This is a genomic window from Frigoribacterium sp. VKM Ac-1396, from assembly GCF_015350895.1.
In the GTDB taxonomy this organism is placed as follows: Bacteria; Actinomycetota; Actinomycetes; order Actinomycetales; family Microbacteriaceae; genus Frigoribacterium.
Genome location: NZ_JADKSD010000001.1, coordinates 353425 through 367940 on the forward strand (window position 1 = coordinate 353425; position 14516 = coordinate 367940).

General features: G+C 68.5%; 11 protein-coding genes. All 11 read right to left on the reverse strand.

What is annotated here, in order from left to right:
- Positions 1 to 18: 18 nt before the first annotated feature.
- Positions 19 to 1926, reverse strand: coding sequence for an excinuclease ABC subunit UvrC (uvrC, locus tag ITJ55_RS01730; RefSeq protein WP_194593831.1), 1908 nt, complete (start codon positions 1924 to 1926; stop codon positions 19 to 21).
- Positions 1923 to 4874, reverse strand: coding sequence for an excinuclease ABC subunit UvrA (gene uvrA / locus ITJ55_RS01735; RefSeq protein WP_194593832.1), 2952 nt, complete (start codon positions 4872 to 4874; stop codon positions 1923 to 1925). The genes uvrC and uvrA overlap by 4 nt, the downstream gene beginning before the upstream one ends.
- 70 nt (positions 4875 to 4944) lie before the next feature.
- Positions 4945 to 5859 (reverse strand): SDR family NAD(P)-dependent oxidoreductase, encoded by a 915-nt coding sequence (locus ITJ55_RS01740; protein WP_194593833.1) that lies wholly within the window; start codon positions 5857 to 5859, stop codon positions 4945 to 4947.
- The gene (gene uvrB, locus ITJ55_RS01745; RefSeq protein ID WP_043592809.1) at positions 5849 to 7915 is read right to left on the reverse strand and encodes an excinuclease ABC subunit UvrB; all 2067 of its coding nucleotides are present in this window, start codon (positions 7913 to 7915) and stop codon (positions 5849 to 5851) included. The genes ITJ55_RS01740 and uvrB overlap by 11 nt, the downstream gene beginning before the upstream one ends.
- Before the next feature lie 10 nt (positions 7916 to 7925).
- Positions 7926 to 8576 (reverse strand): dephospho-CoA kinase, encoded by a 651-nt coding sequence (gene coaE / locus ITJ55_RS01750; RefSeq protein ID WP_194593834.1) that lies wholly within the window; start codon positions 8574 to 8576, stop codon positions 7926 to 7928.
- A 78-nt stretch (positions 8577 to 8654) separates the two neighbouring features.
- The gene (gene rpsA, locus ITJ55_RS01755) at positions 8655 to 10103 is read right to left on the reverse strand and encodes a 30S ribosomal protein S1 (protein WP_043592805.1); all 1449 of its coding nucleotides are present in this window, start codon (positions 10101 to 10103) and stop codon (positions 8655 to 8657) included.
- 194 nt (positions 10104 to 10297) lie between these two features.
- Positions 10298 to 11989: a DUF885 domain-containing protein gene (locus tag ITJ55_RS01760; RefSeq protein ID WP_194593835.1), complete on the reverse strand. Its 1692-nt coding sequence runs from the start codon at positions 11987 to 11989 to the stop codon at positions 10298 to 10300.
- 131 nt (positions 11990 to 12120) lie between these two features.
- Positions 12121 to 12390 carry an HPr family phosphocarrier protein gene (locus ITJ55_RS01765; protein WP_043592801.1) on the reverse strand — a complete coding sequence of 90 codons (270 nt, stop codon included), beginning with the start codon at positions 12388 to 12390 and terminating at the stop codon, positions 12121 to 12123.
- Positions 12391 to 12416: 26 nt separating this feature from the next.
- A complete protein-coding gene (locus ITJ55_RS01770; RefSeq protein ID WP_056256329.1) occupies positions 12417 to 12881 on the reverse strand; it encodes a PTS sugar transporter subunit IIA in 465 nt (154 codons plus the stop codon).
- A 2-nt stretch (positions 12882 to 12883) separates the two neighbouring features.
- Entirely contained in the window at positions 12884 to 13192 is a 309-nt protein-coding gene (locus ITJ55_RS01775; RefSeq protein ID WP_054146078.1) for a PTS lactose transporter subunit IIB, read from the reverse strand.
- 47 nt (positions 13193 to 13239) lie between these two features.
- Positions 13240 to 14436, reverse strand: coding sequence for a PTS mannitol transporter subunit IICB (locus tag ITJ55_RS01780; protein WP_194593836.1), 1197 nt, complete (start codon positions 14434 to 14436; stop codon positions 13240 to 13242).
- Positions 14437 to 14516: the final 80 nt, after the last annotated feature.

Genomic DNA, 14516 nt, shown 5'->3' on the forward strand with positions numbered 1-14516 from the left:
GCGGGCGGTGCATCGATTCTAGGCAGGGCTCGTGGGAGGCGCGGGGTCGTCGACGTCGACCTGCTCGTCTCCGCGAAGGCGGTCCACCACCGCGGACGCGAGTGTGGGGCCGATCCCGCGGATGGCCGAGATGTCGGCGGCCTCGGCCTCTTTGAGGCGTTTGACGGAGCCGAAGTGCTTGAGCAGCACGGCGACCCGCGACGGACCCAGCCCCGGGATCTCGGCGAGCTGGGTCGAGATGTCGCGCTTGCGTCGCTGTCGCTGGTGGGTGATCGCGAAGCGGTGCGCCTCGTCGCGGATGCGCTGGATGAGGAACAGCGCGTCGCTGTTGCGAGGGAGGATCACGGGGAAGTCGTCGTCGGGCAGCCAGATCTCTTCGAGGCGCTTGGCGATGCCGCAGAGGGCGATGTCGGTCACGCCGGCGTCGTCGAGGGCCCTGCGGGCCGCCGCCACCTGGGGTTGCCCGCCGTCCACGATGAGGAGGTTGGGGCGGTACGCGAAGCGCTTGCGTTGCTCGCCGACCTCCTCGACGGGCGCGAGCTCGTCGTCGAGACGGGACAGGCGCCGGCTCAGGGTCTGGTAGATCGACTCGGTGTCGTCCGTGGACTGCGGGATGTTGAACCGGCGGTACTGGTCCTTGCGGGGCAGACCGTCTTCGAAGACCACCATCGAGGCCACGATGTTCGTGCCCGAGAGGTGGGACACGTCGTAGCACTCCATGCGCAGCGGGGCGTCCGCCATGCCCAGTGCCTCCTGGATGTCGGCGAGGGCCGTCGACCGCGTGGCGAAATCGGCACTGCGCCGCGTCTTGTAGAGCATGAGCGACTGCTGCGCGTTGAGCGTCGCCGTCTGCATGAGGTTGGCCTTCTCGCCCCGCTGAGCCGTGTGGATCTGGACCCGTCCGCGTCCGCGGATGTCGCTCAAGACGCTCTCGAGCGCGTCGTTGTCGTCCGGTGTGGTCGTCACGACGATCTCGCGGGGCAGCTCGGCCCCTGCCGTGTAGATGCCCTGCAGCACCTGCTCGACGAGGTCGCCCGTCGAGATGTCGATCTCTTTGTCGACCACCCAGCCGCGAGACCCCCGGATTCGTCCGCCACGCACGGTGAAGAGCTGCACGGCCGCCGCCAACTCGTCCTCGGCGAGGGCGTAGAGGTCGAGGTCGACGTTGTCGCGGAGGACGACCGCCGACTTGTCGAGCACGGCCTCGAGGGCCTGCACCTGGTCGCGGTAGGCGGCGGCGTCCTCGAAGCGCTGCTCGAGGGCGGCCGCCTTCATCGATCGCTGCAGGTCGGCGATGACCTTCTTGTCGTAGCTGCCCATGAACTTGACGAACTCGTCGACGATGGCCCGGTGCTCGGCGATGGAGACCCTGTGCGAGCACGGGCCACCGCAGCGCCCGATCTGACCCGGGAAGCAGGGCTTGCCCGTCTGCATGGCCTTCTTGTAGCTGCTGTCCGAGCAGGTGCGGATCGGGAACACCTTGATCATCAGGTCGATGGTGTCGTGCACGGCCCAGATCTTGGGGTACGGACCGAAGTACTTCGCCCCCTTGATGCGAGGGTTCCGCGTGACCATCACCCGAGGGGCCTCGTCGGCCAGCGTGACCGCCATGAACGGGTAGGTCTTGTCGTCGCGGAACTTGACGTTGAAGGGCGGGTCGAACTCTTTGATCCACGTGTACTCGAGCTGGAGGGCCTCGATGTCGCTGCCCACCACGGTCCACTCGACCGAACGGGCGGTCAGGACCATCCGGCGGGTGCGCTCGTGCAGGGACGGGAGCGGGGCGAAGTAGTTGCTCAGTCGGGCCCGGAGGTTCTTGGCCTTGCCGACGTAGAGCACCCTGCCCCGCTCGTCACGCCACCGGTAGACGCCGGGGTCGGTCGGGATCTCGCCCGCCTTGGGACGCCAGGAGACGGTGTTGCTCATCGTGCTTCGACGGCCTCCCGACGCCGCGCCGTGGTGGGCTTCTTCTTCTGCACCCGGGGCACCGTGTGACCCGACTCGAGGATCTCCTTCAGGAAGACGCCCGTGTGGCTCTCGGGAACGGAGGCGAGGTGCTCGGGCGTTCCGGTGGCGATGACGGTACCGCCACCCGCGCCTCCTTCGGGGCCCATGTCGATCAGCCAGTCGGCCGACTTGATGACGTCGAGGTTGTGTTCGATCGTGATCACGGTGTTGCCCTTCTCGACGAGGCCGTTCAGGACGAGCAGGAGCTTGCGGACGTCCTCGAAGTGCAGCCCGGTCGTCGGCTCGTCGAGGACGTAGACGCTGCGCCCGTTGGAACGCTTCTGCAGTTCGGTGGCGAGCTTGACGCGCTGCGCCTCGCCACCGCTGAGGGTGGTGGCGCTCTGACCCAGCCGGACGTAGCCGAGGCCGACGTCGACCAACGTCGACATGAAGCGAGAGATCGCCGAGATCGGGGCGAAGAACTCGGCCGCCTCGCTGATCGGCATCTCGAGGACCTCGGAGATGTTCTTGCCCTTGTACCGCACCGCGAGGGTGTCACGGTTGTAGCGAGCACCACCGCAGACCTCGCAGGCGACGTAGACGTCGGGCAGGAAGTTCATCTCGATCTTGATCGTGCCGTCACCGGCGCAGTTCTCGCACCGACCGCCCTTGACGTTGAAGCTGAACCGCCCCGGGAGGTAACCGCGCGCCTTGGCGTCGGTCGTCTCGGCGAAGAGGGTGCGGATGCGGTCGAAGACGCCGGTGTACGTCGCCGGGTTCGAGCGTGGGGTGCGACCGATCGGCGCCTGGTCGACGTGCACGACCTTGTCGAGGGCGTCGAGGCCCGTGACCCGCGTGTGCTTGCCCGGAATCTGCCGCGCCCCGTTGAGCTGGTTCGCCAGGACCTTGTAGAGGATGTCGTTCACCAGCGAGGACTTGCCCGAGCCGCTGACGCCGGTCACCGCGACGAAGGTGCCGAGCGGGAAGTCCACCGTGACGTCACGCAGGTTGTTCGCCTTCGCCCCGACGACGGAGATCATGCGCTTCTTGTCGATCGGTCGACGGGTCGTCGGGGTCTCGATCGACCGACGGCCGGCGAGGTAGTCGCCCGTGTACGAGTCGGTGTTCGCGACGAGGGCCTCGTAGCTGCCCGAGTGCACGACCGTGCCGCCGTTGACGCCGGCGCCCGGTCCGATGTCGACGATCCAGTCGGCCGTCTTGATCGTGTCTTCGTCGTGCTCGACCACGATCAGCGTGTTGCCGAGGTTCTTCAGCTTGACGAGGGTGTCGATGAGGCGACGGTTGTCGCGCTGGTGGAGCCCGATGCTCGGCTCGTCGAGGACGTAGAGCACGCCCGTCAGGCCGGAGCCGATCTGGGTCGCGAGGCGGATGCGCTGGGCCTCGCCACCGGAGAGGGAGCCTGCGGCCCGGGCCAGGGACAGGTACGTCAGGCCGACCTCGAGGAGGAACTCGAGGCGGACCCGGATCTCACGCAGCACCTGCGCGGCGATCCGCGCCTCGCGCGTGGTCAACGTGAGGCTGTTCATGAACTCGAACGCGTCGGCCAGGCTCAACTCGGAGACGGCGGCGATGTCGTGGCCGTCGACCAGGACGGCCAGCACCTCGGGCTTGAGTCGCTTGCCCTTGCAGACGACGCACGGGATCTCACGGAGGTAGGACGCGTAGCGCTGGCGCTGCGTGTCGGTCTCGGCCTCGGCGTACTTGCGCTCGATGTAGGGCATGACGCCCTCGAAGCCCGTCGAGTACGTCATCTCACGACCGAAGCGGTTGCGCCACTTGACGGTGACCTCGAAGTCGTTGCCCTTCAGGACGGCCTGCTGGATCTTGTCGGGCAGGTCGTGCCAGGGAGTCTTGAGGCTGAAACCGAGGTCGCCGGCCAGGCCCTCGAGGAGTTTCTGGAAGTAGTTGTAGAGGCCCTTGCCGGACTGGGTCCACGGGAGGATGACGCCGTCGGCGAGGCTCAGCTCGGGGTCGCCGAGCAGCAGGTCGGAATCGACCGACATCTTGGTGCCGAGGCCGGAGCACTCGGGGCAGGCGCCGAACGGGGCGTTGAACGAGAACGTGCGCGGCTCGATCTCGGTCAACTGCACCGGGTGGTTGTTGGGGCACGACAGCTTCTCGGAGAACGTCCGGTACTTGCCGGCCGCCCCCTCGTCGGTGTCGACGAAGTCGATCGTGACGAGGCCGTCCGTCAGTCGGAGAGCGGTCTCGAGCGAGTCGGTGAGGCGAGTCAGGGCCTGGTCGGACGCCACGAGGCGGTCGACCACGACGGAGATGTCGTGCTTGATCTGCTTCTTCAACTTGGGCGGCGAACTGAGCTGGATCTGCTCGCCGTCGACGATGGCCCGGGAGTACCCGGTGGACGCGAGTTCGGCGAACAGGTCGACGAACTCGCCCTTCTTCTGTGACACGACCGGGCTCAACACCTGGTAGCGGGTGCTCGTCTCGAGGGTCATGAGCTGGTCGGCGATCTGCTGCACGCTCTGCTTGCTGATCTTCTCGCCGCAGACGGCGCAGTGCGGCACGCCGATGCGTGCCCAGAGCAGACGCATGTAGTCGTAGATCTCGGTGATCGTGCCGACCGTGGACCGCGGGTTGCGGTTCGTGGACTTCTGGTCGATGGAGACGGCCGGACTGAGGCCCTCGATGAAGTCGACGTCGGGCCGGTCCACCTGACCCAGGAACTGCCGGGCGTAGGCGGAGAGGGACTCGACGTACCTTCTCTGCCCCTCGGCGAAGATCGTGTCGAACGCGAGGGACGACTTGCCGGAGCCGGACAACCCGGTGAAGACGACCAGCGAGTCACGAGGGATCTCGAGGTCGACGTTGTCGAGGTTGTGCACACGGGCACCCCGGACGCTCAGCGTGGAGGAACCTTTTACAGGTGAGATTGACACTCTTACCATTCTGTCGATGTGGACGACGCTCGTCGTCGTGGCGGGCAGGCCCGCGGGTGGTGCGGCCGGCGGCGAGGGCTCAGGGGGCCGGGGACGAGAGGGCCGGTCGGACGCCCGTCAAACCGGCGGACACCTGCCACAGACGCGCCGCGACCGACTCGTCACGGGTGTGACGCTTGGCGGGTACGCGAGCCGGGGCGCCGGTCAACTGGAACCATCCGGCCGGACCCCAGTATTCCCCGCCGACGACGTCTTCGCCCACGAGCGCGTGGACCAGGGGTTCTGCCCCGACCTCTTTGCCCTGGGAGAACGTGTGCATCATTGAGGTGAGGACGGCGGGAGGGCGATGCGGTTCGACGACGGGCGGGCGGGGGTCGCTGAGGGACTCCCACGAGAACCCGGGGTGGGCGACGACGCTCGAGACCGACGAGCCGGAGGCGCGGAGCCGTCGGTCGAGGTCGAACCCGAAGGTCATGACGGCGAGCTTGGATCGGGCGTAGGCGACGGCCCCGGAGTAGCTGGAGACCATCATCGGGTCGTCCAGGTCGAGTCGCACCCACCGGTGGCTGATGCTGCCGAGGTGCACGACGCGAGCCCGCCCCGACGCCTCGAGGGCCGGCAGCAGGTGCGACACCAGGGCGAAGTGGCCCAGGTGGTTGGTGCCGAACTGCAGCTCGAATCCGTCGGTCGTGGTCTGACGCCGACGCGAACCGACGACGCCCGCGTTCGCGAGCAAGCCGTCGACCGGACCGCCCGCCGCCACGGCCGCCGCGCCGGACCGGACGGAGGCCAGATCGGCGAGATCGAGCTCTACCGTGTCGACGTCGGCACCCGGGACCCGATCGCGCAGGAGGTCGGCTGCCCGGACGGCCCGCTCGGCGTGACGGGCGGCGAGGACCACCCGGTGGCCGTCGGCGACGAGTCGTTCGGCGGCGTAGTAGCCGAGACCGGCGGTCGCCCCGGTCACGACGACACGCCGTCGCTCAGCGGGCATGACCGGCTGCTTCCATCTGGCGGAGGTCTTTCTTCAGGTCGGCCACCTCGTCACGCAGGCGACCCGCGAGCTCGAACTTGAGCTCGGCGGACGCCTGCAGCATCTGCTCGTTGAGGTCGGCGATGATGGCCTCGAGGCCGTTCGCCGCACTGGCCGCCTTGCCTTCGCGTCGGAGGTTCGGCGTGGGGGCGCGCTTGCCGCCCTGTCGATCGGCCAGGAGTCGCGCGGTGTCGGCGCCCTCGCGGGCCAGGACCTCGGTGATGTCGGCGATCTTCTTGCGCAGTGGTTGGGGATCGATGCCGCGTTCGAGGTTGTAGGCCACCTGCTTCTCGCGTCGCCGGTCGGTCTCTTCGAGGGCCTGCTTCATCGAGTCGGTCATCACGTCGGCGTACATGTGGACCTGGCCGGAGACGTTGCGAGCCGCACGACCGATGGTCTGGATGAGTGAGGTGGACGACCGGAGGAAGCCTTCTTTGTCGGCGTCGAGGATCGCGACGAGCGACACCTCGGGCAGGTCGAGCCCCTCGCGGAGCAGGTTGATGCCGACGAGCACGTCGTAGACGCCCTGGCGCAGTTCGGTGAGCAGCTCGACCCGCCGCAGCGTGTCGACGTCGGAGTGCAGGTACCGCACCCGCACCCCGGCCTCGGTGAGGAAGTCGGTGAGCTCTTCGGCCATCTTCTTCGTCAGGGTGGTGACGAGGACGCGTTCGTCGATCTCGACCCGGGTGCGGATCTCTTCGAGCAGGTCGTCGATCTGGCCCGCGGACGGCTTGACCACGATCTCGGGGTCGATCAGGCCGGTCGGACGGATGATCTGCTCGACCACGCTGTCGGTGATGCCGAGCTCGTACTTGCCCGGAGTCGCCGAGAGGTAGACCTTCTGACCGACCCGGTCGAGGAACTCCTCGAACTTGAGCGGCCTGTTGTCGAGTGCGCTCGGCAGTCGGAAGCCGTGGTCGACGAGGGTGCGCTTGCGCGAGGCGTCGCCCTCGTACATGGCGCCGATCTGCGGCACCGTCACGTGCGACTCGTCGATGACCACCAGCAGGTCGTCGGGGAAGTAGTCGAGCAGGCAGTGCGGCGCCTCGCCCGGCGAACGGCCGTCGATGTGGGCGGAGTAGTTCTCGATGCCGTTGCAGAAGCCGATCTGCTCCATCATCTCGAGGTCGAAAGTCGTGCGCATGCGCAGCCGTTGCGATTCGAGGAGCTTGCCCTGCTTGTCGAGCTCGTCGAGACGCGTGGCGAGTTCGTCTTTGATGGTGCCGATGGCCCGGTGCATGACGTCGGTGCCCGCCACGTAGTGCGAGCCGGGGAAGACCGACACGGCGTCCATCGTCTTGACCACGTCGCCCGTCAGCGGGTGCAGGGCGTAGAGCGCCTCGACCTCGTCACCGAACATCTCGATGCGGATGGCCAGCTCTTCGTACATCGGGATGATCTCGATGGTGTCGCCGCGCACGCGGAAGTTGCCTCGGGAGAAGTCGATGTCGTTGCGCTGGTACTGCATGGACACGAAGCGGCGGATCAGGGTCTCGCGGTCGATGCGCATGCCGACCTGGAGGGCGATCATGGCCTCCATGTAGCCCTCGGGGGTGCCGAGGCCGTAGATGCACGAGACCGTCGAGACGACGATCACGTCGCGCCGGCTGAGCAGCGAGTTGGTGGTGGAGTGCCGCAGACGCTCGACCTCGGCGTTGACCGAGCTGTCTTTCTCGATGAAGGTGTCGGTCTGCGGGACGTACGCCTCGGGCTGGTAGTAGTCGTAGTACGACACGAAGTACTCGACGGCGTTGTTCGGGAAGAGCGACCTGAACTCGTTGGCCAGCTGGGCCGCGAGGGTCTTGTTGTGGGCGAGCACCAACGTCGGGCGTTGCACCTGCTCGACGAGCCACGCCGTCGTCGCCGACTTGCCCGTTCCGGTGGCACCCAGCAGGACGACGTCGGTCTCGCCGGCGTTGATGCGCCCCGCCAGCTCGGCGATGGCGGCCGGCTGGTCGCCGCTCGGTTCGAACTCGCTGATGACTTCGAACGGGCGGACACTGCGGGTCGGTTCCATGGATTCCAGCTTACGAGGGACCACCGACACTCGCGTCGCGGGAGGCGGCCTGCTTCGCCGCTGACAGCGAACGCAACTCGTCGTAGAGGTCGTCGGCCTGCCGCAGCGTGTCCTCCAGCGAACCCGAGGAGTCGACGACGAGGTCCGCGACGGCGAGCCGCGACCGGTCGTCCGCCTGCGCGTCCACCCGGCGCTGCGCCTCCTCGTCGCTCATCCCCCGGAGCTCGACGAGCCTCCGCAGGCGCAACGCGCGCGGGGCGTCGACGACGACGACCACGTCGAAGCCGTCGGTCCCCCGTGCTTCGACGAGGAGCGGAACGTCGTAGACGACGACGCGCCCCGGGTCGTCGGCGACGGCGTCGGCCATGCGACGGGCCGAAAGGGCGTGGACGGCGGGGTGCGTGATGCCCTCGAGGTCGCGGCGGGCGTCGGGGTCGGCGAACACGACGGCCCCCAGTGCGGCCCGGTCGAGCGCGCCGTCGGGGCGGAGCACCCCGCGTCCGAACCGCTCGACGACCGCGTCCAGCCCCGGGGAGCCCGGCTCGACCACCTCGCGGGCGAGGGCGTCGGCGTCGACGTGGGCCGCACCCCGCTCGGCGAGTCGACGGGCCACGACGGACTTGCCGGCGGCGATGCCACCGGTCAACGCACAGACGAACACGTCGACGAGACTACGCCGCGAACGCCGGAAGGCGGCTCCCCCGAGGGGGAACCGCCTTCTGGTCGAGACCGGACGGACTCAGTTGTTGTTCGACAGCTTCTCGCGCAGAGCGGCGAGCGACTCGTCGTCGGCGAGGGTGCCGGCGCCCGAGGCGGACTCGGCCGAGAACGACGAACCCGTGGGAGCGTCGAACGTCGTCTCTTCGACGAGCGAGGCAGCGACCTGCTTCTTGTGGGCTTCCCAGCGCGCCTGGGCGGCAGCGTAGTCCTGCTCCCACTTCTCGCGCTGCGAGTCGAAGCCCTCGCGCCACTCGTTCGTCTCGGGGTCGAAGCCCTCGGGGTACTTGTAGTTGCCCTGGTCGTCGTACTCGGTGAGCATGCCGTAGAGCGCCGGGTCGAACTCGGTGCCCTCGGGGTCGACGCCCTCGTTGGCCTGCTTGAGGCTCAGCGAGATGCGACGGCGGTCGAGGTCGATGTCGATGACCTTGACGAACACCTCGTCGCCGACGGCGACGACCTGCTCGGCCAGCTCGACGTGCTTCGCCGACAGCTCGGAGATGTGCACGAGACCCTCGATGCCGTCGGCCACGCGGACGAACGCACCGAAGGGGACGAGCTTCGTGACCTTGCCCGGAGCGACCTGACCGATCGCGTGCGTGCGGGCGAACACCTGCCACGGGTCTTCCTGCGTCGCCTTGAGCGAGAGCGACACGCGCTCACGGTCGAGGTCGACCTCGAGGATCTCGACGGTGACCTCTTGGCCCACCTCGACGACCTCGCTGGCGTGCTCGATGTGCTTCCAGCTGAGCTCGGAGACGTGGACGAGACCGTCGACGCCACCCAGGTCGACGAACGCACCGAAGTTGACGATCGACGAGACGACGCCCTTGCGGACCTGGCCCTTGTGGAGGTTGTTGAGGAACGTGGTGCGGCTCTCGGACTGCGTCTGCTCGAGCAGCGCACGGCGCGACAGGACCACGTTGTTGCGGTTCTTGTCGAGCTCGAGGATCTTGGCCTCGATCTCTTGGCCCAGGTAGGGCGTGAGGTCGCGGACGCGACGCAGCTCGATGAGCGAGGCGGGGAGGAAGCCGCGGAGGCCGATGTCGACGATGAGGCCACCCTTGACGACCTCGATGACCGTACCGGTGACGACGCCGTCGGCGTCCTTGATCTTCTCCACGTCGCCCCAGGCACGCTCGTACTGAGCACGCTTCTTGGAGAGGATCAGGCGGCCTTCTTTGTCTTCCTTCTGGAGGACGAGGGCCTCGACCGTGTCGCCGACCTCGACGACCTCGGTGGGGTCGACGTCGTGCTTGATCGAGAGTTCGCGCGAGGGGATGACGCCTTCGGTCTTGTAGCCGACGTCGAGGAGGACCTCGTCGCGGTCGATCTTCACGACGGTGCCTTCGATGAGGTCGCCGTCGTTGAAGAACTTCAGGGTCTTCTCGACCGCGGCCAGGAAGTCATCAGCGGATCCGATGTCGTTGATGGCGACCTGCTTGGGTGCCTTGGTCGTTACGGTTGTCATGTAGTTAGTGCTCCAGTACGGGCATGAATCGGGCCGTGTTCGTCCATCGAACGGTGTTCGGGTGGGGGTGTCGAACGCGGCGTGCGGACAGATCGACGCAGAACGCGTCCCGTCATCTTAGCGCGGCGTCCCGGGTGCGGGCAACGACGTGCCGAGGCCCCCGGCCGTGCCGTCGGAGGCCCCGGGTGCGGGCCTCAGGCGAGCAGGGCCCGGCGCAACGTGTCGAGCCCCACCCCGCCGAGCTGCAGGGCGTCGTGGTGGAAGGCCTTGACGTCGAACGCGGCCCCGTCACGTCGGGCGCGGTCGGCGCGGAGGTCCTCCCAGATGCGCTGGCCGACCTTGTACGAGGGGGCCTGGCCGGGCCAGCCGAGGTAACGGTCCACCTCGAAGCGCACGAACTCGGTGTCCATGTTGACGTTCTCCGACATGAACGCGAAGGCCTTCGCCGCGTCCCACCGGCCTCCGCCGCCGGGGAACGGCTTGCCGAGGTGGACGCCGATGTCGAGCACCACGCGGGCGGCTCGCATCCGCTGGCCGTCCAGCATGCCCAGCCGGTCGCCCGGGTCGCCCAACCAGCCGAGCTCGTCCATCAGGCGTTCGGCGTACAGGGCCCAGCCCTCGGCGTGACCGGACGAGCCGGCGAGCTGACGGCGCCAGGTGTTCAACGTCGCCCGGTTGTACACGGCCTGTCCGAGCTGCAGGTGGTGCCCCGGCACCCCCTCGTGGAAGACCGTCGTCGTCTCGCGCCAGGTGCCGAAGCGGGTGACTCCCTCGGGCACGGACCACCACATGCGCCCCGGGCGCGAGAAGTCGTCGCTCGGACTCGTGTAGTAGATGCCGCCGTCCTTCGTCGGGGCGATGCGGCACTCCAGCCGGCGGACGGGCTCGGGGATGTCGAACTGGTCCCGCCCCAGCTCGGCGACGGCCCGGTCGCTCAGGCCCTGCATCCAGTCACGCAGCGCGTCGGTGCCGTGCAACTGCCGGGCGGGGTCGGCGTCGAGCAGCTCGATGGCCCGGGCGACCGAGGCACCCGGCTCGATCTGCCGGGCCACGGCCTCTTGTTCGCTCACCATCCGGGCGAGCTCGTCGATGCCCCACTCGTACGTCTCGTCGAGGTCGATCGTCGCGCCGAGGAAGCGCCTCGAGTGCAGTGCGTAGGCGTCGCGCCCCACGGCGTCCTCCGGGGTGGCGGCCGGCAGCAGCTCGTCGAGCAGGAACCGCCTCAGCCCGTCGTACGCGGCGGCGGCCGACGAGGCCCCCGCCGTGAGGTCGCGGGCCAGGGCGCCGTCCGGCGCGCTGCCGTCGCCGAGCCGGGCGCCGGCGACGAGCTCGGTGAAGAACCCGTCGTCGGCGCCGATGCGCGCGCACTGCTCGGCCACCTTCTCGACCTGCCGTCGCGCCGGGGTCACTCCCCCGGCGATGCCCGCCCGCAGCGTCTCGACGTACTGACCGAGGGCCGTCCCGACGTGCCCGAGGCGCGACGCGACGTCGGCCCAGTCGCCCTCGGACTCGGTCGGCATGAGGTCGAACACGTCGCGGATGCCTTGCGCCGGCGACGCGATGACGCTGAGGTCGCGCAGTTCGAGCCGTTGCTCGGCGTACTCGAGTTCGAGCTCGAGTTCGCTGGTCAGGTCGTCACGGGTTACGCGGTCGACGTCGTCGACGGGGGCCGTCGCCGCGAGCTCGGTCAGCGTGGCCCGGACGGCGTCCACGTGGCGGGCGTGCCCCTCGGGCGAGTAGTCGCCGTACTCGCCGGTCCGACCCTCTCGGCCGATCCAGGTGGCCGTCATGGGGTCGAGCTCGCACAGGGTGTCGACCCAGCGTTCGGCGACCGCGTCGACGGGGGTGGGTGTGCGCGGGCCGGGCGTCGCTGCGGGATCGGTCATGGCGACGAGCCTAACGACCGAGGAGGCGCGGTGCCGGACGACCCGCACCGCGCCTCCTCGGCCCCCTCACGACGGACGGGGCGTCCACCGACCAGGTCGGTGGACGCCCCGTGCGCGTCGTGGTGCGGTGCCTACTCTTTGTCGAGGTCGGTCGCGAGGAGCGCGACGAGCTCGTCGAGGGCGGCCTCGGCGTTGTCGCCCTCGGTCGCGACGACGACCTCTTCACCGTGGCCGATGCCGAGCGAGAGCACGCCGAGGATGCTGGCGGCGTTGACGCTCTTGCCGGCGGCGGAGGTCAACGTGACCTTCGCACCGGTCTTGCCCGCAGCCTGGCTGAAGAGCGAGGCCGGACGGGCGTGCAGCCCGACGCTGGACGCGATGGTGACGGAACGTTCTGGCATGTCTTCTCCTCTGGAGGGGGTGGGGGTCAGTCGTCGTCGTCGGTCGACGCGAGCAGCTCGTAGACCTCGGCGGACGTGGTGGAGCCGCGCAGGGCGGCCGCCTTGTCGGGGTCCATCAGGATGCTCGCGAGTTGGCTGAGGATCGCGATGTGGCCGTTGCCCTTGGCGGCGATGCCCACCGTGACCGAGACCTCGTTGCCGTCCCAGTCGACCGGGGTCGGGAACCTCAGGACGACCAGGGCGTCCTCTTTGACCGAGTCCTTGCCGGCGAGGGTGCCGTGCGGGATCGCCACACCCTCGCCGACGTAGGTGGACACCGAGTTCTCGCGCTCGAACATCGCGTCGACGTACGTCTCGTCGATCGCACCCGCGTCGACGAGGGCCTGCCCCGTCTTGCGGATGGCCTCGTCACGCGAGGCGGCGACCTCGTCGAGCCGGATGGACGACTCGGCGAGCAGCGTCGAGAGCTCGGGTGCCTGCTGATCGGTCATCGTCAGACCTCGACCGTCGAGCCGTCCTGGATCGCCTTGACGACCTTGGCGACGTTCGGGTCTCCCATGAACAGCTGGAACGGCACGACGGGCACGTTCGGCACGACGCCGCGGGCACGCTCGGCCAGGTTGTTCTGGGTGACGACGACGTCGGCGTCGGACGGGATCGACGCGACGGGCGAGTGCTCGACGGTGACACCGCTCTTCTTCAGCTGCTTCTTGAGCGTGGAGGCCAGCATGACGCTGCTGCCCATGCCCGCGTCGCACGCGACGATGAGTTTCTTGATGCTGGAACCGTCGAGGGTTGCCATGACCTTCTCCTTGTGTGGTGGTGGTGCTGACTGGTGGTGCGGCCGGGCTAGGCGGTGGGTGCCGCGGTGCCCTTGCTGGTCGCCTTGTTGGCCGCGGTGGCGGCCTGGGCGTCGGCGAGAGCCTGCTCCTGAGCGGACGCGTCCTCGGCACGGGCCTCGCGGTTCTCCTTGCGACCGAAGCCCATCAGGAGGGTCGAGACGACGAACGAGACGGCCGCCGAGAGCAGGATACCCAGGTAGATCGGGAGAAGGTCCCCACGGGCGGCGACGAGCGTGTAGGCGATGATGCTGCCGGGCGACGCGGGGCCGACGAGGCCGACGTTGAACAGGGCGAAGGTCGCGATGCCGGTGGCACCACCGAGGACGGCGGCGACGAGCAGGATCGGCTTCATCAGCACGTAGGGGAAGTAGATCTCGTGGATTCCACCGAAGAAGTGGACGATGATCGCGGCCGGGGCCGACGGGCGGATGGCGCGGGGACCGAAGAACAGGTACGCCAGCAGGATGCCGAGGCCGGGGCCGGGGTTCGACTCGAGCATGAAGAGGATCGACTTGCCGGCCTCTTGCACCTGGGTGCCACCGAGCGGGGTCAGGATGCCCTGGTTGATCGCGTTGTTGAGGAACAGCACCTTGGCGGGCTCGATGATGATCGAGGCGAGGGGCAGCAGGCCACGGTCGACGAGGAACCCGACGGCGCCACCGAAGACGTTCGTGATCGCGGTGGTGACCGGGGCGAGGCCGAAGAAGGCCAGGACGCCCATGGCGCCACCGATGATGCCGAGCGAGAAGTTGTTGACGAGCATCTCGAAGCCGGACTTGATGCGGCCGTCGACGAGCTTGTCGAACTGCTTGAGCACCCAGGCCGCCAGCGGGCCGACGATCATCGCGCCGAGGAACTGCGGCACGTCGGTCGCGACGATGACGCCCATGACCGCGACGGCACCGATGACGGCACCGCGCTGGCCGTGGACCATGCGACCACCCGTGTAGGCGATCAGGATCGGCAGCAGGTACTTGATGATCGGGCCGACGAGCCCGGGCCACGGGGTGCCGTCGGACATCTCGCCGAAGCCGCCGAGCTGGGGCACCGGCGTCCAGCCGGTCTGGATGAACAGGGCCGTGATGAGGCCCCAGGCGATGAAGGCGCCGATGTTCGGCATGATCATGCCGGCCAGGAAGCCTCCGAAGCGCTGGACGCGCGCGCGGGCTCCCGTACCGGTGACGGTGGGGGTGAATTCGGACATGGTGACGGGTTCTCCTTGTCTCTCAGCGACGAGAGGGATGTGGGGTGATGGAGGTGGTGCGGGGGGCTGTGGTGCGTCGG